The 22,502-nt window shown below is 46.3% G+C and carries 19 protein-coding genes; 18 read left to right on the plus strand and 1 reads right to left on the minus strand.

Annotated features, from left to right (window positions below; all coding sequences use genetic code 11):
* Positions 1 to 105: 105 nt before the first annotated feature.
* A complete protein-coding gene (map, locus tag HYN51_RS03265; RefSeq protein WP_108901532.1) occupies positions 106 to 900 on the minus strand; it encodes a type I methionyl aminopeptidase in 795 nt (264 codons plus the stop codon).
* Between the two features lie 427 nt (positions 901 to 1,327).
* On the opposite strand from map, the gene HYN51_RS03270 reads away from it, so the two are divergent.
* The 18 genes from HYN51_RS03270 to dnaE all read left to right on the plus strand — a co-directional run bounded on the left by HYN51_RS03270 (position 1,328) and on the right by dnaE (position 22,492).
* Positions 1,328 to 2,251, plus strand: a complete 924-nt coding sequence (locus tag HYN51_RS03270) for an aspartate carbamoyltransferase catalytic subunit (RefSeq protein WP_108901533.1) — start codon at positions 1,328 to 1,330, stop codon at positions 2,249 to 2,251.
* A complete protein-coding gene (locus HYN51_RS03275; protein ID WP_108901534.1) occupies positions 2,251 to 3,552 on the plus strand; it encodes a dihydroorotase in 1,302 nt (433 codons plus the stop codon). The genes HYN51_RS03270 and HYN51_RS03275 overlap by 1 nt, the downstream gene beginning before the upstream one ends.
* A 330-nt stretch (positions 3,553 to 3,882) precedes the next feature.
* Positions 3,883 to 4,608 (plus strand): 30S ribosomal protein S2, encoded by a 726-nt coding sequence (gene rpsB, locus HYN51_RS03280; RefSeq protein ID WP_108901535.1) that lies wholly within the window; start codon positions 3,883 to 3,885, stop codon positions 4,606 to 4,608.
* 133 nt (positions 4,609 to 4,741) lie between these two features.
* Positions 4,742 to 5,596 carry a translation elongation factor Ts gene (gene tsf, locus HYN51_RS03285; protein WP_108901536.1) on the plus strand — a complete coding sequence of 285 codons (855 nt, stop codon included), beginning with the start codon at positions 4,742 to 4,744 and terminating at the stop codon, positions 5,594 to 5,596.
* A 95-nt stretch (positions 5,597 to 5,691) separates the two neighbouring features.
* Positions 5,692 to 6,426 (plus strand): UMP kinase, encoded by a 735-nt coding sequence (gene pyrH, locus HYN51_RS03290; RefSeq protein WP_108901537.1) that lies wholly within the window; start codon positions 5,692 to 5,694, stop codon positions 6,424 to 6,426.
* A gap of 145 nt (positions 6,427 to 6,571) precedes the next feature.
* The gene (gene frr, locus HYN51_RS03295) at positions 6,572 to 7,129 is read left to right on the plus strand and encodes a ribosome recycling factor (protein ID WP_108901538.1); all 558 of its coding nucleotides are present in this window, start codon (positions 6,572 to 6,574) and stop codon (positions 7,127 to 7,129) included.
* A 200-nt stretch (positions 7,130 to 7,329) separates the two neighbouring features.
* Positions 7,330 to 8,526, plus strand: a complete 1,197-nt coding sequence (gene ispC / locus HYN51_RS03300) for a 1-deoxy-D-xylulose-5-phosphate reductoisomerase (RefSeq protein ID WP_108901539.1) — start codon at positions 7,330 to 7,332, stop codon at positions 8,524 to 8,526.
* Between the two features lie 206 nt (positions 8,527 to 8,732).
* Positions 8,733 to 9,491, plus strand: coding sequence for a (2E,6E)-farnesyl-diphosphate-specific ditrans,polycis-undecaprenyl-diphosphate synthase (gene ispU, locus HYN51_RS03310; protein ID WP_108901541.1), 759 nt, complete (start codon positions 8,733 to 8,735; stop codon positions 9,489 to 9,491).
* Positions 9,492 to 9,500: 9 nt separating this feature from the next.
* Positions 9,501 to 10,358 carry a phosphatidate cytidylyltransferase gene (gene cdsA / locus HYN51_RS03315; RefSeq protein WP_108901542.1) on the plus strand — a complete coding sequence of 286 codons (858 nt, stop codon included), beginning with the start codon at positions 9,501 to 9,503 and terminating at the stop codon, positions 10,356 to 10,358.
* Between the two features lie 18 nt (positions 10,359 to 10,376).
* Positions 10,377 to 11,735, plus strand: a complete 1,359-nt coding sequence (gene rseP, locus HYN51_RS03320; RefSeq protein ID WP_108901543.1) for a sigma E protease regulator RseP — start codon at positions 10,377 to 10,379, stop codon at positions 11,733 to 11,735.
* Positions 11,736 to 11,766: 31 nt separating this feature from the next.
* The gene (bamA, locus tag HYN51_RS03325; protein WP_108901544.1) at positions 11,767 to 14,175 is read left to right on the plus strand and encodes an outer membrane protein assembly factor BamA; all 2,409 of its coding nucleotides are present in this window, start codon (positions 11,767 to 11,769) and stop codon (positions 14,173 to 14,175) included.
* Between the two features lie 67 nt (positions 14,176 to 14,242).
* Positions 14,243 to 14,728: an OmpH family outer membrane protein gene (locus HYN51_RS03330; protein ID WP_192878444.1), complete on the plus strand. Its 486-nt coding sequence runs from the start codon at positions 14,243 to 14,245 to the stop codon at positions 14,726 to 14,728.
* A 3-nt stretch (positions 14,729 to 14,731) separates the two neighbouring features.
* Positions 14,732 to 15,757: a UDP-3-O-(3-hydroxymyristoyl)glucosamine N-acyltransferase gene (lpxD, locus tag HYN51_RS03335; RefSeq protein WP_108901545.1), complete on the plus strand. Its 1,026-nt coding sequence runs from the start codon at positions 14,732 to 14,734 to the stop codon at positions 15,755 to 15,757.
* 130 nt (positions 15,758 to 15,887) lie between these two features.
* A complete protein-coding gene (fabZ, locus tag HYN51_RS03340) occupies positions 15,888 to 16,352 on the plus strand; it encodes a 3-hydroxyacyl-ACP dehydratase FabZ (protein WP_179038269.1) in 465 nt (154 codons plus the stop codon).
* A gap of 4 nt (positions 16,353 to 16,356) precedes the next feature.
* Complete coding sequence (gene lpxA / locus HYN51_RS03345) at positions 16,357 to 17,145, plus strand: acyl-ACP--UDP-N-acetylglucosamine O-acyltransferase (protein WP_108901546.1); 789 nt, start codon at positions 16,357 to 16,359, stop codon at positions 17,143 to 17,145.
* A gap of 3 nt (positions 17,146 to 17,148) precedes the next feature.
* Positions 17,149 to 18,330, plus strand: coding sequence for a lipid-A-disaccharide synthase (gene lpxB, locus HYN51_RS03350; RefSeq protein ID WP_108901547.1), 1,182 nt, complete (start codon positions 17,149 to 17,151; stop codon positions 18,328 to 18,330).
* A gap of 20 nt (positions 18,331 to 18,350) precedes the next feature.
* Complete coding sequence (rnhB, locus tag HYN51_RS03355; protein WP_108902141.1) at positions 18,351 to 18,947, plus strand: ribonuclease HII; 597 nt, start codon at positions 18,351 to 18,353, stop codon at positions 18,945 to 18,947.
* 62 nt (positions 18,948 to 19,009) lie between these two features.
* Complete coding sequence (gene dnaE, locus HYN51_RS03360; protein WP_108901548.1) at positions 19,010 to 22,492, plus strand: DNA polymerase III subunit alpha; 3,483 nt, start codon at positions 19,010 to 19,012, stop codon at positions 22,490 to 22,492.
* Positions 22,493 to 22,502 lie beyond the last annotated feature (10 nt).

Genomic DNA, 22,502 nt, shown 5'->3' on the forward strand with positions numbered 1-22,502 from the left:
ACGGCTGAAATACCCTCAGAGTTAATTTAAAAAACGTCATCAATAGGCCATAACAAAAATGGCCAACTCGCGTCAGCCATTCAAAAAACAACAACTAAAAAACAGTTAGGCTTCTGGCGTCAAAATCGCCTCAATCGTGTCATCCTTGCGCAGGGTCAGAATTTCACAACCGGTATCAGTAACGGCAATCATATGCTCATACTGTGCAGATAAACTACGATCTTTAGTTTTTACCGTCCAGCCATCGTTCATAGTCCGAATACGGAAATCACCGGCGTTAACCATAGGTTCCACGGTAAAGGTCATGCCTGTCTGTAACACTACGCCGCCGTCATCCGCATCATAATGCAGTACCTGAGGCTCTTCATGAAACCCTTCACCAATGCCATGACCACAGTACTCTCTGACTACCGAGAAGCCTTGACTCTCAACATGTTGTTGAATCGCTTTACCCAAGGTACGCAGGCGAATGCCAGGTTTAACCATTTTTAAAGCCAGATATAAACTTTCCTGAGTTACACGGCACAGGCGTTCACCCAAAATGGTTGGTTTACCAACAAAATACATTTTGGAAGTATCACCATGGAAACCCTCTTTAATTACCGTCACGTCAATATTGACGATATCGCCATCTTTCAGCTTTTTGTCATCGCTGGGAATGCCGTGACACACCACTTCATTGACGGAAATACAGACTGATTTCGGAAAACCGTGATAACCAAGGCAGGCTGAAACAGCGTGCTGAGTGTTGGTAATATAGTCATGGCAAATACGATCCAGTTCGCTGGTTGTTACGCCAGGCTTAACGTACTGCTCAATCATTTCCAATACTTCGGCGGCTAGATGACCAGCCACACGCATTTTTGCAATGTCTTCAGGGGTTTTGATAGATATAGCCATAAAATTGTCCACTAATGATAGGAGTCAGCACGTAACAAAGCGCACAGGACGCAGGGTTAACTGACAACGATAATCAATTCACGATCTGAATATGGTATCAGTCCTGCAAAAGAGAACCAAATTTATCGTATCAATAACCCTTCGATAATAAGGGGTAATGTGTGTTGAAAAATAATAAATGAATGACACTCGCTAATATATATTGACTGGGTCTATATGTCTGGTAAATTAAGAAGGTTTAAGCGTTATCTTTTATCTTTTAGTGGGCGGTAAAAGATTTTTTGAAATCACTTAAAGTAAATTGGGCAAAGCAGGATGAGAGTACACATAGCGAAAAAGGTTGATATCAACCCCTAATCAGATACTGACAAGTATTAGATTAGGGGTTTTTTTTGATTCAAATTTCAACAGAGGAGCGAAAAACATAATGCGAGGCCAACATATTTTAGGGTTGGAACACATGTCGGTTGCTGATATCGAACGTGTGTTGAATACCGCGGATGAAATGAAAAAGGTAACGAAGCAAGACATCAAAAAGTTGTCTACTTTGCGCGGAAAAGCAATCGTTAACGTCTTCTTTGAAAATAGTACTAGAACACGCTCATCCTTTGAGTTAGCCGGCAAATATCTGGGTGCCGATGTCATTAATATTGCCGCTTCAACCTCCAGCGTCGCAAAGGGCGAAAGCCTGAGAGATACTCTGTTAACCGTTCAGGCGATGGGTGTTGATGCCATTGTCATGCGTCATAGCGCGGAAGGGGCAGCTCAATATGCGACACGTTATGTTAAGGCTGTCGTAATTAACGCCGGTGATGGAGCTCATGAACACCCAACTCAGGGGCTGTTGGATTTACTCACCATTCGCCAGCATCATGGCTCAATAGCGGGTAAAAAAGTGGCTATTGTAGGCGATATTTTGCATAGCCGAGTAGCGCGCTCAAATATCTGGGGTTTACTGAAGATGGGCGCGAAAGTTCATCTTGGTGGGCCAAAGACCTTAATTCCTAAAGAAATGTTGGAGATGGGCGTCACCATTCACCACCGTGTAGAAGATGCTATTGCAGATGCAGATGTAGTGAACGTGTTGCGTATTCAGTTAGAACGCCAAAAGAAGGGGTTATTTCCAACGCCGCGTGAATATGCCCGCATTTTTGGTATTAACGACGAACGTCTGAAGTTGGCAAACGAGAATGTATTAGTGATGCACCCGGGTCCAATGAATCGTGGTTTGGAAATTTCACCGGATGTGGCTTACGGTCGCTTCTCGGCCATTGAAGAGCAGGTGAATAACGGTGTGGCAGTCCGAATGGCAGTTCTATCTTTAACTTTAGCGGATGGGGTACAAGCATAATGGCACAGTGGTTAATTAAAAATGGTCACCTGATCGATCCTGCTAATGGTTTAGATGATGTGATGGATATTCGCATTGCGAATGGAAAAGTGGCTGCGGTTGGAAAATCACTGGGTGCCGAAATGGGCGATGACGTGATTGATGCGAGCGGACTGGTTGTCAGCCCCGGTTTTATTGATATTCACTGCCACCTGCGTGAACCAGGGCAAGAGGCAAAAGAAGACCTGTTAACCGGTACGGCATCGGCTGCGGCTGGTGGATTTACCACGATTCTGACCATGGCCAATACTCGCCCAGTTATCGATCAGGCGATTATTGTCGCCGGTATGAAATATAAAATTCAGACTGATGCCTTAGTGCGGGTAGAAATTACCGGTGCGGTGACGAAAGGTTTGGAGGGTAAAGAGCTGTCAGAAATTGGTGACATGGCTCAGGCTGGAGCCAGAGCGTTCTCTGATGACGGTTACTATGTCAATGATGGTCGCCTGATGCGTGCTGCTCTGGAATACGCCAGCATGTTTAATCTGCCCGTGATTTCCCATTCAGAAGATTGCTGTTTGGTAGCGGATGGCGTTATGCATGAGGGTTGTGTTTCTGCCAAGCTGGGCCTGAAAGGTCGTCCTGCGGAAGCGGAAAATATCGCAGTATCTCGTGAAATCATGCTGGCTGAAATGACCGGCGGACATGTACATATTGCCCATGTGAGTAGTAAAGGTGCGGTAGATTTAATTCGTGAAGCTAAAGCCAAGGGGATCAAAGTTACCGCCGAAGTGACTCCGCACCACCTGTGTTTGGTGGATAAAACGATTGAATCTTTCGATTCAGCTTTCAAAGTTAATCCACCGTTGCGTACTAATGAACACATAGTGGCATTAATTGAAGGCCTGAAGGATGGTACTTTAGACGCCATTGCCACCGATCATGCTCCACACGCTTATGAAGAGAAAGACTGCGAGTTTAATGAAGCACCTTGTGGATTCGCCGGATTTGAAACCGCATTTAGCGTGTTGCACAGTTGTCTGGTTAAAACCGAGCAATGGAACTTGCAGGCACTGATTCAGAAAATGACGGCAGGCCCAGCGGCAGCGTTCGATTGGAAAGATCGCGGTCACTTGAGCGTTGGAGGCTTGGCAGATCTGGTGCTTATCGATCCGAAAAAAGAGTGGATTGTTGACCCACACGCGATGTTGACCCGAGGTAAATCTTGTCCGTTTACCGGTATGGAGATGGTTGGTCAGGTAGTCCGTACCATGGTAGATGGTAAGTGGGTGTATCAGGATGGGAAAATCATCCGTAACTAAACTAGACTTAAGGTGAACAGTAGCACTTCACGCTGAGTCAACATGTGTGAGGTGTTACTATTTTTCTTCCACCCATAGTTTTTTCGCTATGACTAATAGTAAGTAGTGGCATTAATTGCCACTTTTATGGTATAAAGCGCGCCGGAAATCCGTACTATTAACATCACTCTGTTGTGTTCTTAGGCAATGAGATATCCACTAACATTAATCAACGTTATAACACACACGTATCGACACATACGGCGGGGTGCTCCGGAATATCATTGTTCAGGGGTCGGCGTTATGGGATACGTGGAGGCATAACCCCAAACTTTACTCATAGAGGTAATAATGGCAACTGTATCAATGCGCGATATGCTTAAGGCTGGCGTACACTTTGGTCACCAGACTCGTTACTGGAACCCGAAAATGAAACCTTTCATCTTCGGTGCTCGTAACAAAGTTCATATCATCAACCTTGAAAAAACTGTACCAATGTTTAATGAAGCTCTGGCTGAGTTAGGCAAGATCGCGTCTCACAAAGGCAAAATCCTGTTTGTTGGTACTAAACGCGCTGCATCCGAGCCAGTAAAAGAAGCTGCAAAGAGCTGCAACCAATTCTACGTTAACCACCGTTGGTTAGGTGGCATGCTGACTAACTGGAAAACCGTTCGTCAGTCAATCAAACGTTTGAAAGAATTAGAAGTCCAGGCACAAGATGGTACTTTCGATAAGCTGACCAAGAAAGAAGCGCTGATGCGTACTCGTGAAATGGAAAAGCTTGAGAACAGCCTGGGTGGTATCAAAGACATGGGCGGCCTGCCTGATGCAATTTTCGTTATCGATGCCGATCACGAACACATTGCTATCAAAGAAGCAAACAATCTGGGTATCCCTGTATTTGCTGTTGTTGATACTAACTCTGATCCGGACGGTGTTAACTTCGTTATCCCTGGTAACGATGATGCTATCCGTGCAGTACAACTGTACCTTGGCGCTGTTGCTGCAACCGTACGTGAAGGTCGTTCAGACCAAGGCGCTCAGGTTGTAGAAGAAAGCTTCATCGAAGCAGAGTAATAAGGTGTGCTCCATTAGAGAGCCCTTATTAACCAGGTATTAGATATGTTGGTTAGGGGGCCTTTGCAGGCTCCCTTTTTGCTTGTTTATACAACAAAGAACATCCGACAAAGAATAACCGAGGATAAAGAGAATGGCTGAAATTACCGCAGCTCTAGTAAAAGAACTTCGCGATCGTACCGCTGCCGGTATGATGGAATGTAAGAAAGCGCTGGTTGAAGCAAATGGCGATATCGAACTGGCTATCGACAACATGCGTAAATCAGGACAGGCTAAAGCGGCTAAGAAAGCTGGTCGTGTAGCTGCTGAAGGCGTTATCCTGACTAAAATTGCTGCTGATGCTAAAGTTGGCGTCATCATGGAAGTTAACTGTGAAACTGACTTCGTTGCTAAAGATGCTGGTTTCCTGGCTTTTGCTAACGCAACAGTTGATGCAGCGCTGGCTGAAAACATCGATGATGTTGAAGTATTAAAAGCAAAATTTGAAGAACAGCGTACTGCGCTGGTAGCGAAGATTGGTGAGAACATCAATATTCGTCGTATTATGTTGGTTAAAGGCGACAGACTGGGTGCTTACATGCACGGTGCTCGTATCGGTGTTCTGGTTTCTGCAACCGGTACTACTGATGATGAGCTGGTTAAGCATGTTGCTATGCACATTGCTGCAAGCAAGCCTGAATTCGTTTCTCCAGACGATGTACCTGCTGAAGTGGTGACTCGTGAGCACGAAATCCAGATCGACATTGCTATGCAATCTGGAAAACCTCGCGAAATCGCTGAGAAAATGGTTGAAGGTCGTATGCGTAAGTTCACCGGTGAGATCTCTCTGACTGGTCAGGCTTTCGTTATGGATCCAAGCAAAACCGTTGGCGATCTGCTGAAAGAGAATAAAGCTGGCGTTGTACAGTTTACCCGCTTCGAAGTGGGTGAAGGTATCGAGAAAGTAGAAGTAGACTTTGCAGCAGAAGTTGCTGCGATGACTAAGTAAACTTAGCTTGATGTATAAAGGCGGATCGATCACCATGTCGGTCCGTTTTTTTAGAATAAACAGACCATTATAACAGCCGACCAGGAAATGAGACTATGGCGACTAACGCGAAACCCGTATATCAAAGAATCCTACTTAAATTAAGTGGCGAAGCCTTACAGGGCTCCGAAGGTTTTGGCATTGATGCCAGTGTGTTAGACCGCATGGCACAAGAAATTAAAGAGCTGGTTGAGCTGGGCATTCAGGTTGGTGTGGTTATTGGTGGCGGCAATCTATTTCGCGGAGCAGGCTTGGCAAAGGCCGGTATGAACCGTGTAGTAGGCGACCACATGGGAATGTTAGCTACCGTAATGAACGGACTGGCTATGCGTGATGCGCTACATCGTGCCTATGTGAACGCTCGTCTGATGTCAGCTATTCCACTTAACGGCGTCTGTGACGACTATAGCTGGGCGGAAGCTATCAGCCTGTTGCGTCATGGTCGCGTGGTGATTTTCTCTGCGGGTACGGGTAATCCATTCTTTACTACCGATTCTGCTGCTTGTTTACGCGGCATCGAAATTGAAGCGGATGTCGTATTGAAGGCGACCAAAGTTGATGGTGTGTTCTCTGACGATCCGGTGAAAAACCCAGAGGCAACGCTGTATGAAACCCTGACCTATCAGGATGTATTAGAGCGTGAACTGAAAGTGATGGACTTAGCCGCATTTACACTGGCTCGTGACCATAATCTACCGATCCGCGTATTTAATATGAATAAGCCTGGAGCCTTGCGTCGTGTAGTCATGGGCGAAGCTGAAGGGACTTTAATTACCAAACCGGCTGAATAATTCAGCGCGGTGGTCAAATAAAAGCTTATAGTATGCTTCTCTTCAGGCTGAAGATGAGTGTTAAAGCAAAGTGGCAAATTTCTTAATTCGCGGGCTGTGCATAAGGCGTGGCCCACCATATTACTAGCATTAAAAGGTTAGCAACGTGATTAACGATATTAGACAAGATGCTCAGGTACGCATGGAAAAGTGCCTGGAAATGTTTAAAACACATATCAGCAAAGTTCGTACTGGCCGTGCTCATCCAAGCATACTTGATGGTATTCAAGTTGACTACTATGGTTCAGCAACCCCTTTACGTCAGTTAGCCAACGTAGTGGTTGAAGACTCACGTACTTTAGCGATTACGCTATTTGACCGTAGCTTAGGCCCGGCGGTTGAAAAGGCGATTATGTCAGCTGATTTAGGCTTAAACCCCTCTTCTGCGGGTACGGTTATTCGTGTTCCTCTTCCTCCGTTAACCGAAGAACGCCGTAAAGATTTAACTAAAGTCGTTCGTAACGAAGCGGAACAAGGTCGAGTTTCTATCCGTAACGTTCGCCGTGATGCTAACGATAAAGTTAAAGTGCTGCTGAAAGATAAAGAGATCAGCGAAGATGATGAGCGTAGATCACAGGATGATATCCAAAAACTGACCGATGTTTATATCAAGAAAGTAGATGAAGCATTAGCAGAGAAAGAAGCGGAACTGATGGCGTTCTGATTCTGTTTTGAACGATGGCCCGGTGGCTGTTATCAGCACCGGGCTTTTTTTTTACAAAACGAGAGATGACGTGCCTCACCTGACTAAGTTAATTAGTGATCTCTTCTCTATGAAAAGAGTAATATGTGCAGCATTCAATTTCGGCAGGGGTATTTTTGCCGAAATACCAGCGTATTTGTCAGTGATAATGAATTAGCCTAATGAAAAAAATAACTATTCTAGGATCGACGGGTTCCATTGGTCACAGTACTTTATCGGTGGTCCGGGAAAATCCACATTTATTCAGTGTGTTTGCATTAGTAGCCGGTAGCAATGTTGAAAAGATGGCGCAGCAGTGTCGGGAGTTTATGCCCCGTTATGCTTCAATGGCAGATGAAATTTCAGCACAACACTTACGTACCATCCTGAAATCTGAAGGGGTGATGACCGAAGTGGTTAGCGGTACTCGGGCTGCTTGCGAATTGGCTGAAGATACCGAAGTTGATCAAGTGATGGCGGCGATTGTGGGCGCCGTTGGCCTATTACCGACATTGGCTGCGATAAGAGCGGGCAAGCAGGTGCTCTTGGCAAATAAAGAATCGCTGGTCACTTGTGGTCGCCTGTTTATGGATGTCGTTGCACAGTCTGGTGCGCAACTCTTACCAATCGATAGTGAGCACAATGCTATTTTTCAGAGCATGCCGGAAGTTATTCAACGAGATCTCGGTTGTGCTTCACTGGAAGAACACGGAATTACCCGTATCGTTTTAACCGGCTCTGGCGGGCCTTTCAGAAGTACGCCTGTGGAACAGTTAAGACATATGACGCCGGATCAGGCCTGCGCTCATCCTAATTGGTCGATGGGACGCAAGATTTCTGTCGATTCAGCAACTATGATGAATAAGGGGCTGGAATACATCGAAGCACGTTGGTTATTTAATGCGTTGCCAGAGCAAATGGAAGTGTTGATTCATCCTCAATCGGTTATTCACTCAATGGTGCGTTATCATGATGGTAGTGTGATTGCACAATTGGGAACGCCAGATATGCGTACGCCAATTGCTCATGCGATGGCTTATCCAAACAGAGTGACATCCGGCGTTAACCATTTGGATTTTTGTAGCATTGGTGCTTTGACCTTTGAACAGCCCGATTTTGACCGCTATCCTTGCCTGAAGTTGGCTATTGAAGCCAGCCATGTCGGTCAGGCAGCAACCACAACGTTGAATGCTGCCAATGAGTGTAGCGTTGGTGCATTTTTACAGGGTAAAATTGCGTTTACGGATATTGCCGCGATTAATCATCAAGTGATGGCGTCGTTGGTTCATGGGGAACCTCACAGTATTGATGAGGTTTTAGCGATAGATTCATGGGCCAGAGCGCAGGCAGAACACATTATTGCATCATGGAATCATTAACAATGGTTGATTTGTTCCAATTCGGGCGAAATGGTATAGTTTGTCTCATTATGCGGTTTAAGCTATCCGAACCATGGATTTGGGCGGTAGAAAAGCGCGTTAACGAACTGTTTTCTTTGCCGTGGAGCGTTCACGGCTTTTTTGCACAAGCAAAACAACAGTCTCTTACGGTTGCTCTAATTTTAGCTAAGGAATTTTAATAAGTTATGTCGCCCGCTAAGCAGCAAGTGAATAACCTGAAAGCCTTTGTTCCTCGTCATGTTGCTATTATTATGGATGGCAATGGGCGTTGGGCTAAGCAACTAGGTAAAATGAGAATTTTTGGTCACCAGGAAGGTGCGAAAGCTGTACGCAGAGCTGTGAGTTTTGCCGTTAATAACGGTATTGAAGCACTAACGCTTTATGCATTCAGTAGCGAGAACTGGAATCGCCCTCCTCAAGAAGTGACTGCCTTAATGGAGCTTTTTATCCGAGCTTTAGACAAAGAGGTAAAGAGCTTACATAAACATAATGTTCGTTTAAAAATTATCGGTGATACGGGGCGTTTTAGTGAACGCTTACAAGAGCGTATTCAGCGCGCAGAGGCGATAACTGAAGCTAATACCGGGCTGACATTAAATATTGCAGCAAATTACGGTGGGCGTTGGGATATTATTCAGGCTGTTCAGCAGATTGCGCAGCAGGTAAAAAACGGCGATATCGAGCCCGATGATATTAGCGAACACATGGTGAGCCAGCACATTAATCTGAGCGATCTGGCTCCGGTAGATTTAGTGATCAGGACTGGTGGTGAGCATCGGATAAGTAACTTCCTGCTGTGGCAGATAGCTTATGCGGAGCTCTATTTTACGGAAGTATTGTGGCCTGATTTTGATGAACTTGTTTTTGAAGGTGCGCTTAATGCATTTGCACAACGCGAACGCCGTTTTGGTGGGACTGAACCCGCGAGTATTAAAGAACTGTAGGAGGTTCTCGTGTTAAAGTCACGCATCATTACCGCGTTGATTCTTATTCCTCTTGTTATTGCAGCATTATTTATGTTGCCGCCGTTGCCTTTCGCCATTATGACTATTGCGATTTGCATATTGGCTGCCTGGGAGTGGGGACAGTTAGCTGGTCTGGGAACACCAATGCAACGCATTACGCTGGCGGTTATCTGTGGGGGTGGTTTGTTTGCGCTATACTGGCCTACCTATACTTCACCATTACCTCTGCTATTACATCCTGTTGTTGAAGGTTTTCTGCTGGCTTCGTTGGGCTGGTGGGTTCTGGCGCTGCTGATGGTTCTGTTTTATCCTGCTTCTGCACAGTTTTGGAAGCATTCCCGTTTGTTACGTTTGATTTTTGGTGTTTTGACCATTGTGCCGTTTTTTTGGGGTATGTTGGCGTTACGCCAGTATGGTTTTGAAGAAAATAGCTATACTGGTGCCTGGTGGTTGCTGTACGTTATGTTCTTGGTCTGGGGTGCTGACTCCGGTGCTTATGCATTTGGTCGACTGTTCGGCAAACATAAACTGGCACCTAAAGTTTCTCCGGGCAAAACGCTGGAAGGGCTAGTCGGCGGATTAGTCTCATCTGCGCTGTTGGCGTGGTTGTTTAGTTTGTATGCACCGCTGTATATCTCTTTTAATACGTTACTCATCAGTTCAGTACTGGCGGTGTTAGCCTCTGTGTTGGGCGATTTGACCGAGAGTATGTTTAAGCGTGAAGCCGGGATAAAGGACAGTGGTCATTTGATTCCTGGTCATGGTGGTGTTCTCGATCGGATCGATAGTCTGACTGCTGCGATTCCGGTTTTTGCCTGTTTGATTTTCCTTGTTTTTAAAGGTTAGACGGAATAGCTATCGCTTATGAATATTGTTGGAACCGTAGCTGCGTTTATTGTCGCTCTGGGCATTTTGGTGACAGTACATGAGTTTGGCCACTTTTGGGTCGCCCGCCGCTGTGGAGTAAAAGTTATTCGTTTCTCTATCGGTTTAGGTAAAGCGATATGGCGACGTACTGACAAGCAGGGCACCGAGTATGTTATCGCGATGATTCCACTCGGTGGTTATGTAAAAATGCTGGACGAACGGGCAGAAGAGGTTGAACCTCAGTATCGTGCTCAGGCATTTAATAATAAGACGGTATGCCAACGAGCCTCGATTATTGCTGCTGGGCCGATAGCTAATTTCTTGTTTGCTGTATTTGCCTACTGGTTGGTGTTTATTATTGGCGTGCCGAGCTTACGCCCGGTAATTGGTGAAGTTGAGCCGCAATCTATTGCTGCACAAGCAAATATTTCTGCGGGAATGGAACTAAAAGCTATTAATGGTATCGAAACGCCTGATTGGGATTCTGTTCGTCTGGCGTTAGTTGGTCAAATAGGTGAAAGCCAAATGGAGCTTACCGTTGCACCATTCGGTACTTCTCTGGATCAGACTAAAACCGTGAATCTTACCGGCTGGAAGTTTGACCCAGAGAAGCAGGATCCTATAAGAAGTTTGGGCTTTGTACCTAAACTTCCTCAAATAGAACCCGTGTTAGATGTGGTTCAATCAGGCTCTGCCTCAGAAAAGGCGGGTTTACAGCCGGGTGATAGACTGGTTAAGATCAACGGTAAAGATTTCGGACAGTGGGCTGAGTTTGTCAAATTGGTCAGCCAAAGCCCAAATGTTCCTATAGAGTTAGTAGTAGAAAGAAATGGCGCGAGCCACTCTTTAGTTCTGACGCCGGAAGCGAAGGTGTCCGAGGACGGAACCAGCAAAGGTTTCGCCGGGATATCGCCAAAGGTGATACCACTGCCGGATGAGTATAAAATAACTCGTCAGTACAGTGTGTTTACTGCTATTTATCAGGCAAGTGATAAAACATGGCAATTGACTAAATTAACAGTCAAAATGCTGGGTAAATTGATAACCGGTGACGTGCAGTTAAAAAATCTGAGCGGCCCGATATCGATAGCCCAGGGTGCTGGAGTATCAGCAGGATATGGTTTGGTTTATTATCTAATGTTTTTAGCGCTTATCAGCGTTAACTTAGGCATAATCAATCTGTTCCCTCTGCCTGTATTAGACGGGGGGCATCTCGTGTTTTTAGCAATAGAAAAGATAACAGGTAAACCGGTATCTGAAAGAGTTCAGGACTACAGTTATCGTGTTGGGGCAATCTTATTGGTACTGTTGATGGGACTTGCACTTTTCAATGACTTCTCACGCTTTTACGGCTAGAGAATTTGGTTAGGGTTAACAGATTATAACGATGGCGATGAAAAAGTTGCTTCTAGCGTCGCTGCTGTTTGGCAGCGCCACCGCATACGGTGCCGATGGGTTTGTCGTAAAAGACATTCGTTTCGAAGGATTACAGCGCGTTGCCACAGGGGCTGCATTGTTAAATATGCCTGTCCGTGTTGGTGATACTATCGATGATAATGACATCGGGAACACTATCCGAGCCTTATTTGCTTCCGGAAACTTTGAGGATGTACGAGTACTGCGTGATGGCAGTACCTTGATTGTTCAGGTGAAAGAGCGTCCAACTATTGCGAGCATCACCTTCTCCGGTAATAAATCGGTTAAGGACGATATGCTTAAACAGAACATGGAATCTTCCGGTGTTCGGGTTGGTGAAGCGCTGGACAGAACTACTCTGAGTTCAATGGAGAAAGGGCTGGAGGATTTTTACTATAGCGTAGGTAAATACAGCGCTTCAGTAAAAGCCGTTGTCACTCCATTACCGCGTAACCGCGTGGACTTAAAATTAGTCTTTACTGAAGGTGCATCAGCCACTATTCAGCAAATCAATATTGTCGGCAACAACGCTTTCTCTACGGAAGAGCTGGTTAGCCGATTCCAATTGCGTGATGAAGTGCCTTGGTGGAACTTCGTTGGCGATCGCAATTACCAGAAACAAAAATTATCGGGTGACCTCGAGGCGTTACGTAGTTTCTATCTGGATCGCGGCTATGCCCGTTTCAATATTGACTCAACTAACGTTAGCCTGACACCCGATAAGAAGAGTATTTATATCACTATCAATGTGACTGAGGGTAAGCAGTACAAACTTTCAGGTGTTGAAGTGAAGGGTAACTTGGCTGGTCGTGGTGCAGAAGTTGAAGAGTTAGCGAAAGTTAATCCAGGTGAACTGTACAACGGCAGTAAAGTCACTCAGGTTGAAGACAGCATTAAGAAAATGTTGGGCCGCTATGGTTATGCCTATCCTCGGGTAACAACCCAACCTGAAATTGATGACAACGCTCAAACCGTTAAATTGCATATCAGCGTTGATGCGGGTAACCGTTTCTACGTTCGTCGTATCCGCTTTGAGGGTAACGACGTCAGTAAAGATTCTGTACTGCGCCGTGAAATGCGTCAGATGGAAGGTGCATGGTTAGGTAACGATCAGGTTGAGCAGGGCAAAGAGCGCTTAAACCGTTTAGGTTATTTTGAAACGGTTGATGTGGAAACCGAGCGCGTTCAGGGTATGCCAGATCAGGTCGATGTGGTGTACAAAGTGAAAGAGCGCAATACCGGTACCTTCAACGTTGGTGTGGGTTACGGTACGGAAAGTGGCGTGAGCTTCCAAGTTGGTTTACAGCAAGACAACTGGATGGGGTCGGGTAAGAGCGTTGGTATCAACGGTACTAAAAACGACTACCGTACTTATGTTGAGTTGTCTGTGACCGAACCTTACTTCACCGTAGACGGTGTAAGCTTGGGCGGACGGATTTTCTACGACAAATTTAACGCTGATGATGCTGATCTTTCTGCCTATAATAAGAGCAGCTATGGTCTTGGTACGACGTTAGGCTTCCCGATTAATGAGAATAACTCATTACGCTTCGGTCTGGACTATGTGCATAACGACCTGACGGATATGCAACCGCAGATTGCTATGTGGCGCTATCTGGAGTCAGTCGGTGAAACACCAAGCCTGAACAGTGATGCTGATTATAAAGCTAATGACTTCTTCTTTACCGCAGGTTGGAGTTATAACAGCCTGAACCGTGGTTACTTCCCTACATCCGGTAGTCGTGCTGGCGTGAATGGTAAAGTGACTATTCCTGGTTCAGATAACGAGTACTACAAAATTACCTTTGATAGTGCCAGTTACTACCCGATCGATAGCAATGATAAGTGGGTACTGTTAGGGCGTTTACGTGCTGGTTACGGCGATGGCTTAGGTGGTAAAGAAATGCCATTCTATGACAACTTCTATGCCGGTGGTTCAAGTACCGTTCGTGGTTTCCGTTCTAATAACATCGGGCCTAAAGCGGTTTATATTCGTGGCTGTTCAACGCCAAATACCAGCGCAGGCTGTTATTTAGAACGTGACAGCGATGCGGTTGGTGGTAACGCAATGGGCGTTGCCAGCGCAGAGTTTATTTTCCCAACGCCGTTTGTTGATGATAAATATGCTAATTCTCTGCGTACCTCTGTATTCTTTGATGCCGGTACCGTTTGGGATACCCACTGGAAAAATACCGATGCAACAAGTGCTGCAGGCATTCCAGACTACAGTGAAGCAGGCAATATACGTACTTCGGCAGGTGTGGCGTTACAGTGGATGTCTCCGCTGGGCCCATTAGTGTTTTCTTATGCTAATCCACTGCAGAAGTATGAGGGAGATAAGTCAGAACAATTCCAGTTCAATATTGGTACCACCTGGTAATCGTTCTGAGTTAGGTAGTAACAAACAGTGAGTTCAACTCGATAGCAATTATAGTAAGGAGTTCAAATTGAAAAAGTGGTTATGTGCTGCAGGTTTAGGTTTAGCTATGGTTGCTTCAGCGGGCGTTCAAGCGGCCGATAAAGTTGCTGTTGTTGATGTGATGAGTATTTTACAAAAGATGCCAGAGCGTGACGCAGTAGCTAAAAAACTGGAAAGCGAGTTCAAATCTCGTGCTACAGCGCTGCAAACTGAAGAGAAAGCTGCTCAGGATAAAGTGAAAAAACTGCAAACTAGCGGTGGTTCAATGAAGCCTGCTGACCGTACTAAGCTGGAAAATGATATTAAGGACTTCCAGCAAAAAGCTGCAGCCTTTACTCAGGACAGCCGTCGTCGTGAAGCTGAAGAAATGAACAAGTTAGTTGCTAAAGTTCAGGACGCAGTAAAAACTGTTGCTGAAAAAGAAGGTTACTCAGTGGTTGTTAAAGCAGATGCTGCATTCTATGTAAATGCTGATAGCAACATTACTGAAAAAGTTTTAGCTCAGGTAAAATAAGTTATGCACTCCATTCGTTTAGCTGATTTAGCAGAACATTTGGGGGCAGAAATACACGGTGATGGCGATATCGTCATCACCGGTGTTGCATCAATGACATCTGCCAAAAAAGGACAGATCACCTTTCTGTCTAATAGCCGTTATCAGGAACAACTTTTGTCCTGTGAGGCCAGTGCAGTGGTGCTGAGCGAAGAAAACCTTCCTTTCTGTTCACATTTGACTGCATTAGTTGTGAAGAATCCTTACCTCAGCTATGCACGTATGGCTCAGTTACTGGATACAACACCATCTCCTGCCCAAGATATCGCGCTAACCGCAGTCATTGCTGAAAGTGCCACATTGGGGAAGAATATTTCCATCGGTGCGAATGCCGTTATTGAAAGTGGTGTGGTGCTGGGTGATGGCGTAGTGATTGGTGCCGGATGTTTTGTCGGTAAAAATGCACGTATAGGCGCAGGTACTCGCCTGTGGGCTAACGTCACTATTTATCATGAAGTGGTGATTGGTTCAGGTGGTTTGGTTCAATCCGGTACCGTTATTGGTGCTGATGGTTTTGGCTATGCCAATGAGCGTGGAAACTGGATTAAGATCCCTCAGTTAGGAACGGTCAGAATTGGTGATAATGTTGAGATTGGTGCTTGCACGACTATCGATCGTGGTGCACTGGATGATACGATTATTGGCAATGGTGTGATCATTGATAACCAATGTCAGATTGCGCATAACGTGATAATTGGCGACAATACCGCAGTTGCCGGTGGCGTGATTATGGCGGGCAGTTTGACGATTGGCAAATACTGCCAGATTGGTGGTGCCAGCGTTATTAATGGTCATATGGAAATCTGTGATAAGGCTGTTGTTACTGGAATGGGAATGGTGATGCGACCTATCACTGAACCGGGAATATACTCTTCCGGTATTCCGCTTCAGAGTAATAAAGAGTGGCGTAAAACAGCAGCGCTGGTGTTAAATATTAATGACATGAGCAAACGCCTGAAAGCCGTTGAACGGAAAGTTGATGGAAAATAGCTGATATAAGTTTAAGAAAACAGTCGTTATCCCATTAATTTTTATAATTTTATTCGCGGCCTGTTTTATAGTCCTCAAGACTAAAAGCAGGCCGCGTTGTTGATATAATCAGTTTAGTTTTGAAGACAGGATGAGCATTTTGACTACTGACAATCGTACTCTGGATATTGAAGAGATACTGAGTTTACTACCTCATCGTTATCCATTCTTGCTCGTGGACCGGGTATTAGATTTTGATAAAGGTAAATTTTTAAGAGCGATTAAAAACGTTTCTGTAAACGAGCCTTTCTTTCAGGGGCATTTCCCCGGTAAGCCGATTTTCCCTGGTGTACTGATTCTGGAAGCGATGGCCCAGGCAACCGGCATTTTGGCGTTTAAGAGCCTTGGTCGCTTAGAGCCAGGGGAACTTTACTATTTTGCTGCTGTTGATAATGCTCGCTTTAAGCGTCCTGTTTTACCTGGGGATCAGTTGGTCCTTGAGGTTGAGTTTATTAAAGAGCGTCGTGGTGTAGCCCGTTTCCGAGGCGTAGCTAAAGTAGATGGCGAAATCGCTTGTGAAGCTGACATGATGTGCGCTCGTCGTCGGGAGTCTTAATACTGTGATTGATAACACCGCCTTTATTCACCCAACTTCAATCGTTGAAGAGGGTGCGGTCATCGGAGCCAATGTTCATATTGGCCCGTTTTGCTGGGTTGGTTCTCAGGTCGAAATTGGACCAGGTACCGTGCTCAAATCTCATGTCGTGGTTAACGGCGTCACAAAAATTGGTGCAGATAACCAGATTTATCAGTTCACTTCCGTTGGTGAAGTGAATCAGGATCTGAAATATGCCGGTGAGCCGACCCGCGTAGAGATTGGCGACCGTAACCGTATCCGTGAAAGCGTGACTATTCATCGGGGTACTGTACAAGGCGGTGGCTTAACTAAAATCGGCAGTGATAACCTATTAATGGTCAACGCCCACGTTGCCCACGATTGTCGAATTGGTAACCGTTGTATTCTGGCGAATAACGCGACACTGGCTGGGCACGTTGAGATTGATGACTTTGCCATTATTGGCGGCATGACGGCTATTCACCAGTTCTGCGTGATTGGTGCCCACGTTATGGTTGGTGGTTGTTCTGGCGTTGCTCAGGATGTTCCTCCTTACGTTATCGCTCAGGGCAACCATGCCACGCCGTTTGGCGTCAATATTGAAGGTTTGAAGCGTCGCGGTTTTGAGAAAGATGCGCTACACGCCATTCGCAATGCTTATAAGTTGCTTTATCGTAGCGGTAAGACGCTGGATGAAGTGAAACCAGAAATTGAAGCGCTGGCAAAACAACAGCCTGCCGTTCAGCTGTTTGTTGATTTCTTTAGCCGCTCTACTCGCGGCCTCATTCGTTAAGTTATGCAGTCGCGTCCTCTTACCATTGGATTAGTCGCCGGGGAAACCTCCGGCGATATTCTTGGTGCAGGTCTGATTCGCGCCTTAAAAGATCAATACCCCGATGCACGCTTTGTTGGTGTTGCTGGCCCATTGATGCAAGCTGAAGGCTGTGAAGCCTGGTTTGAAATGGAAGAGCTGGCGGTAATGGGGGTTGTTGAAGTTCTGGAACGCCTGCCTCGTTTGTTGAAAATCCGCAAAGCGCTAACTCAGCGTTTTAGCGAGCTGAAGCCAGATGTGTTTGTGGGTATTGATGCGCCTGATTTTAATATTACCCTTGAAGGGCGTTTAAAACAGCGCGGTATTAAAACCATTCATTACGTTAGCCCTTCCGTATGGGCCTGGCGTCAGAATAGGGTATTTAAAATCGGCCGTTCAACGAATCTGGTGTTAGCGTTCCTGCCGTTTGAAAAAGCTTTCTACGATCGTTATCAGGTACCGTGCCGTTTTATTGGCCATACTATGGCGGATGCCATGCCATTGGTTTCCGATCGTCACTCAGCGAGAGAACAGCTAGGTATTGCGGATAACGTTCACTGTCTGGCCTTACTGCCGGGTAGCCGCAATGCAGAAGTAGAAATGCTCAGCGCTGATTTCCTCAAAACAGCTATATTGCTGAAAGAGACATATCCTGAATTGGAAGTGTTGGTGCCGTTGGTTAATGCTAAACGGCGCGAGCAGTTCGAGCGAATTAAATCAGAAGTGGCTCCTGACCTGAAGGTGAGGTTACTGGATGGGCAGGCCCGTAGCGCTATGATCGCCAGTGATGCGGCTTTATTGGCTTCCGGTACGGCGGCTCTGGAATGTATGTTAGCCAAATGCCCAATGGTCGTTGGCTACCGTATGAAACCTTTCACCTTTTGGTTGGCAAAACGTCTGATCAAAACGCCGTATGTGTCGCTGCCCAATCTGTTGGCGGGTAGGGAATTGGTAACGGAATTACTGCAAGATGACTGTAGCCCTGAGAAGCTGGCTGCGGCATTGACGCCGTTACTCAACAATGACAATGACCATACCCGAGCGTTGAAGCAAACTTTTACTGAATTACATCAGCGTATTCGTTGTGATGCGGACCGTCAGGCAGCGCAGGCTGTTTTAGAGCTGGCAGGTTATCTTCCAGCTCAGACAAACGGCAAGGAGCAATAATCCTTATGGCAAAAAGTATCATCATCGAACCCTTTGTTTATCCAGCAGCAAATCGAATTGCCGGTGTTGATGAGGTTGGGCGTGGGCCGTTAGTCGGTGCAGTGGTTACTGCTGCTGTCATTCTCGACCCGGCTAATCCAATTGTTGGTTTGGCTGATTCTAAAAAGTTGAGCGAAAAGAAACGTCTGTCTCTGTACGATGAAATTAAAGATAAAGCATTGAGCTGGAGCTTGGGTCGTGCCGAGCCAGAAGAAATTGACCAACTGAATATTTTGCATGCCACTATGTTGGCCATGCAGCGTGCGGTCGCCGGTCTGCATATTCAGCCCGACTTTGTACTGATTGATGGTAACCGTTGCCCTAAACTAACCATGTCTTCACAGGCGGTGGTAAAGGGGGATAGTCGGGTTGCTGAAATCAGCGCTGCATCCATACTGGCTAAAGTGACGCGCGATCGTGAAATGACCGAGTTAGATTTGCGTTTTCCACAGTATGGATTTGCTCAACATAAAGGGTATCCTACTGCCCTGCATTTGGAGAAGTTAGCGGAACATGGCGCGACAGAAGATTATCGTCGCAGCTTTGCTCCGGTCAGACGTGCTTTAGGGCTGGAATAAGTCTGCGATGATTTTTCTGATGTATCCTGACAATGTTTGTAATCTGATAGCTGGTATTTGATATGGCTGATCCTCGTTTTATTCATCTTCGTATTCACAGTGACTATTCCATGATTGATGGATTAGCCAAAGTGGGTCCATTGGTGAAAAAAATGGCTTCTCTGGGCATGCCTGCGATGGCGATTACTGATTTTACTAACCTGTGTGGGTTGGTGAAGTTTTATGGTTCTGCACACGGAGCTGGTATTAAACCGATTATCGGTGCTGATTTTCGGGTTCAAAGCGAAACCTTAGGAGATGAGCTAACCGAGCTCACGGTCTTAGCAGCCAACAATGAAGGCTATCAGAACCTGACGATGCTGATTTCCAAAGCCTATCAGCGCGGCTATGTTCAGGGTGGCCCGGTTATCGATCGTGATTGGTTGATAGAATATAAGCAGGGCTTGATCCTGCTTTCTGGGGCGCGTTTTGGCGATGTCGGGCAGTCGTTATTGCGTGGCAACCAGCAATTGGTTGCTGAGTGCTTACAGTTCTATCATACCCACTTCCCGGACAGCTACTATCTGGAGTTGGTCAGAACCGGGAGAGATGAAGAAGAGGCTTATCTTCACGCAGCAGTAAAGCTGGCTACCCGAGAAGGCATTCCGGTTGTTGCCACTAACGATGTCAAATTTATCGGCGTTTCTGATTTTGATGCTCATGAAATTCGGGTAGCCATTCATGATGGTTTTACGCTGGACGATCCGAAACGACCAAAAAAATACAGTGCTCAGCAATATCTACGCAGTGAAGAGGAGATGTGTGAACTTTTCTCTGATCTACCGGAAGCGTTGATAAATAGCGTTGAGATTGCTAAACGCTGTAATGTGACCATTCGTTTGGGTGAGTATTTTCTGCCTCAGTTTCCAACTGGGGATATGACCACCGAGGATTTTCTGGTTGTCTGCTCCAAAGAGGGGCTGGAAAAACGCCTAGAGTTTTTGTATCCCGATCCTGCTCTCAGAGCAGAGCGACGCCCTGAATACGATGAGCGCTTGGATATTGAGCTACAGGTTATTAACCAAATGGGATTCCCCGGTTACTTCCTGATCGTGATGGAGTTTATTCAGTGGTCAAAAGATAATGACGTGCCCGTTGGGCCTGGTCGTGGTTCTGGTGCGGGTTCTCTGGTGGCCTATGCGTTGGGTATTACCGATCTGGACCCACTGGAGTTTGACCTGCTGTTCGAACGCTTCCTGAACCCGGAGCGGGTCTCTATGCCTGACTTCGACGTTGACTTCTGTATGGAAAAACGTGATAGGGTTATTGATCACGTTTCTGAAATGTATGGTCGAGATGCGGTATCTCAAATTATTACCTTCGGTACCATGGCGGCAAAAGCGGTTATTCGCGATGTAGGCAGGGTTCTGGGGCATCCTTACGGTTTCGTCGATCGCATATCAAAACTAATCCCAATGGACCCAGGCATGACGCTGGAAAAAGCGTTTGCTGCCGAGCCTCAATTACCTGAATTGTACGAAGCGGATGAAGAGGTTAAAGCGCTAATTGACATGGCGCGCCAACTGGAAGGGGTAACCCGTAACGCCGGTAAACATGCCGGTGGTGTGGTTATTTCTCCAACTAAAATCACCGATTTTGCTCCGTTATATTGCGACCCAGAAGGGCAATTTCCGGTTACCCAATTTGATAAAAACGATGTGGAATATGCGGGTCTGGTGAAGTTTGACTTCCTCGGTCTGCGTACCCTGACCATCATTGATTGGGCGCTGGGCATGATCAATGCGCGTCGGGCCAAGGCAGGTCAGGAACCTATCGATATCAGCGCGATTCCACTGGCTGACCAAAAAAGTTTCGATATGCTGCAACGGTCGGAAACTACGGCGGTATTCCAGCTTGAATCCCGCGGTATGAAAGACCTGATTAAGCGCCTGAAACCCGACTGTTTCGAAGATATGATCGCTTTGGTGGCGTTGTTCCGACCTGGGCCGCTGCAATCGGGCATGGTAGATAACTTTATCGACCGTAAGCACGGGCGCGAAGCGATTTCTTATCCTGATATTCAGTGGCAACACGAATCACTGAAACCGGTGCTTGAACCAACCTACGGTATTATCCTGTATCAAGAACAGGTTATGCAGATAGCGCAGGTTCTGGCGGGTTACACCTTGGGTGGCGCGGATATGTTGCGTCGTGCAATGGGTAAGAAACAGCCTGAGGAGATGGCCAAGCAGCGCTCGGTATTTAAAGAAGGCGCAGAGAGGATGGGCATCGACGGCGAATTGTCGATGAAAATCTTTGACTTGGTAGAAAAATTTGCCGGTTATGGTTTTAATAAATCTCACTCAGCGGCTTATGCATTAGTTTCTTATCAGACGTTATGGTTGAAAGCTCACTATCCTGCTGAATTTATGGCAGCGGTAATGACTGCTGATATGGATAACACCGAAAAAGTGGTGGGTCTGGTGGACGAATGCCTGCGTATGGGCTTAAAAGTACTACCACCCGATATCAACAGCGGCCTGTACCATTTCCACGTTAATGATGACGGCGAAATTGTTTACGGTATTGGTGCAATTAAAGGCGTTGGCGAAGGTCCAATAGAAGCTATAATTGAAGCACGTAATCAGGGCGGCTACTTTAAAGAGTTGTTTGACCTGTGCGCTCGCTCTGACACTAAGCGCTTAAACAAACGTGTGTTGGAAAAATTGATAATGGCGGGGGCATTTGACCGGTTAGGTCCACATCGTGCGGCGTTAATGCACTCTTTAATCGAAGCATTGAAAGCAGCGGACCAGCATGCCAAGGCGGAAGCGCTAGGGCAGGCCGATATGTTTGGTGTGTTAGCAGAAGAACCCGAGCATGTTGAGAAAGCCTATGCTAATGTGACGCCGTGGCCGGAACAGGAAATATTAGATGGTGAGCGCGAAACGCTGGGCCTCTATCTTACCGGGCACCCAATCACGCAATATCTGAAAGAATTGGAACGCTATACCGGCGGTATTCGCCTGAAAGATATGCACCCCACAGAGCGTGGTAAAACCATCGTTGCTGTTGGGTTAGTGGTCGCGGCCAGAGTGATGACCACTAAACGTGGTAACAGAATTGGTATTTGTACGTTGGATGATCGTTCCGGTCGCCTTGAAGTCATGCTATTCTCTGAGGCACTTGAAAAGTACCAGCATTTGCTGGAAAAAGATCGAATCCTGATAGCGACCGGACAGGTCAGCTTTGATGATTTTAGCGGCGGGCTTAAAATGATGGTCCGCGAATTAATGGACATCAGTGAAGCGCGAGAAAAATATGCGCGTGGGCTTGCCATCTCATTGATGGACAGGCAAATTGATGACCAGCTTTTAAACCGTCTTCGTGAATCGCTGGAACCCCATCGATCGGGGACGATTCCAGTACATCTGTATTACCAGCGGGAAGATGCCCGGGCACGGCTTAAATTTGGTACAACATGGCGGGTAACGCCAACCGAACGTTTGCTGATAGATCTGAGAGCGCTTGTGGGTAATGCTCAGGTAGAATTGGAATTTGACTAAAATAGGAATG

It is taken from the genome of Limnobaculum parvum (assembly GCF_003096015.2).
Lineage (GTDB): Bacteria > Pseudomonadota > Gammaproteobacteria > Enterobacterales > Enterobacteriaceae > Limnobaculum > Limnobaculum parvum.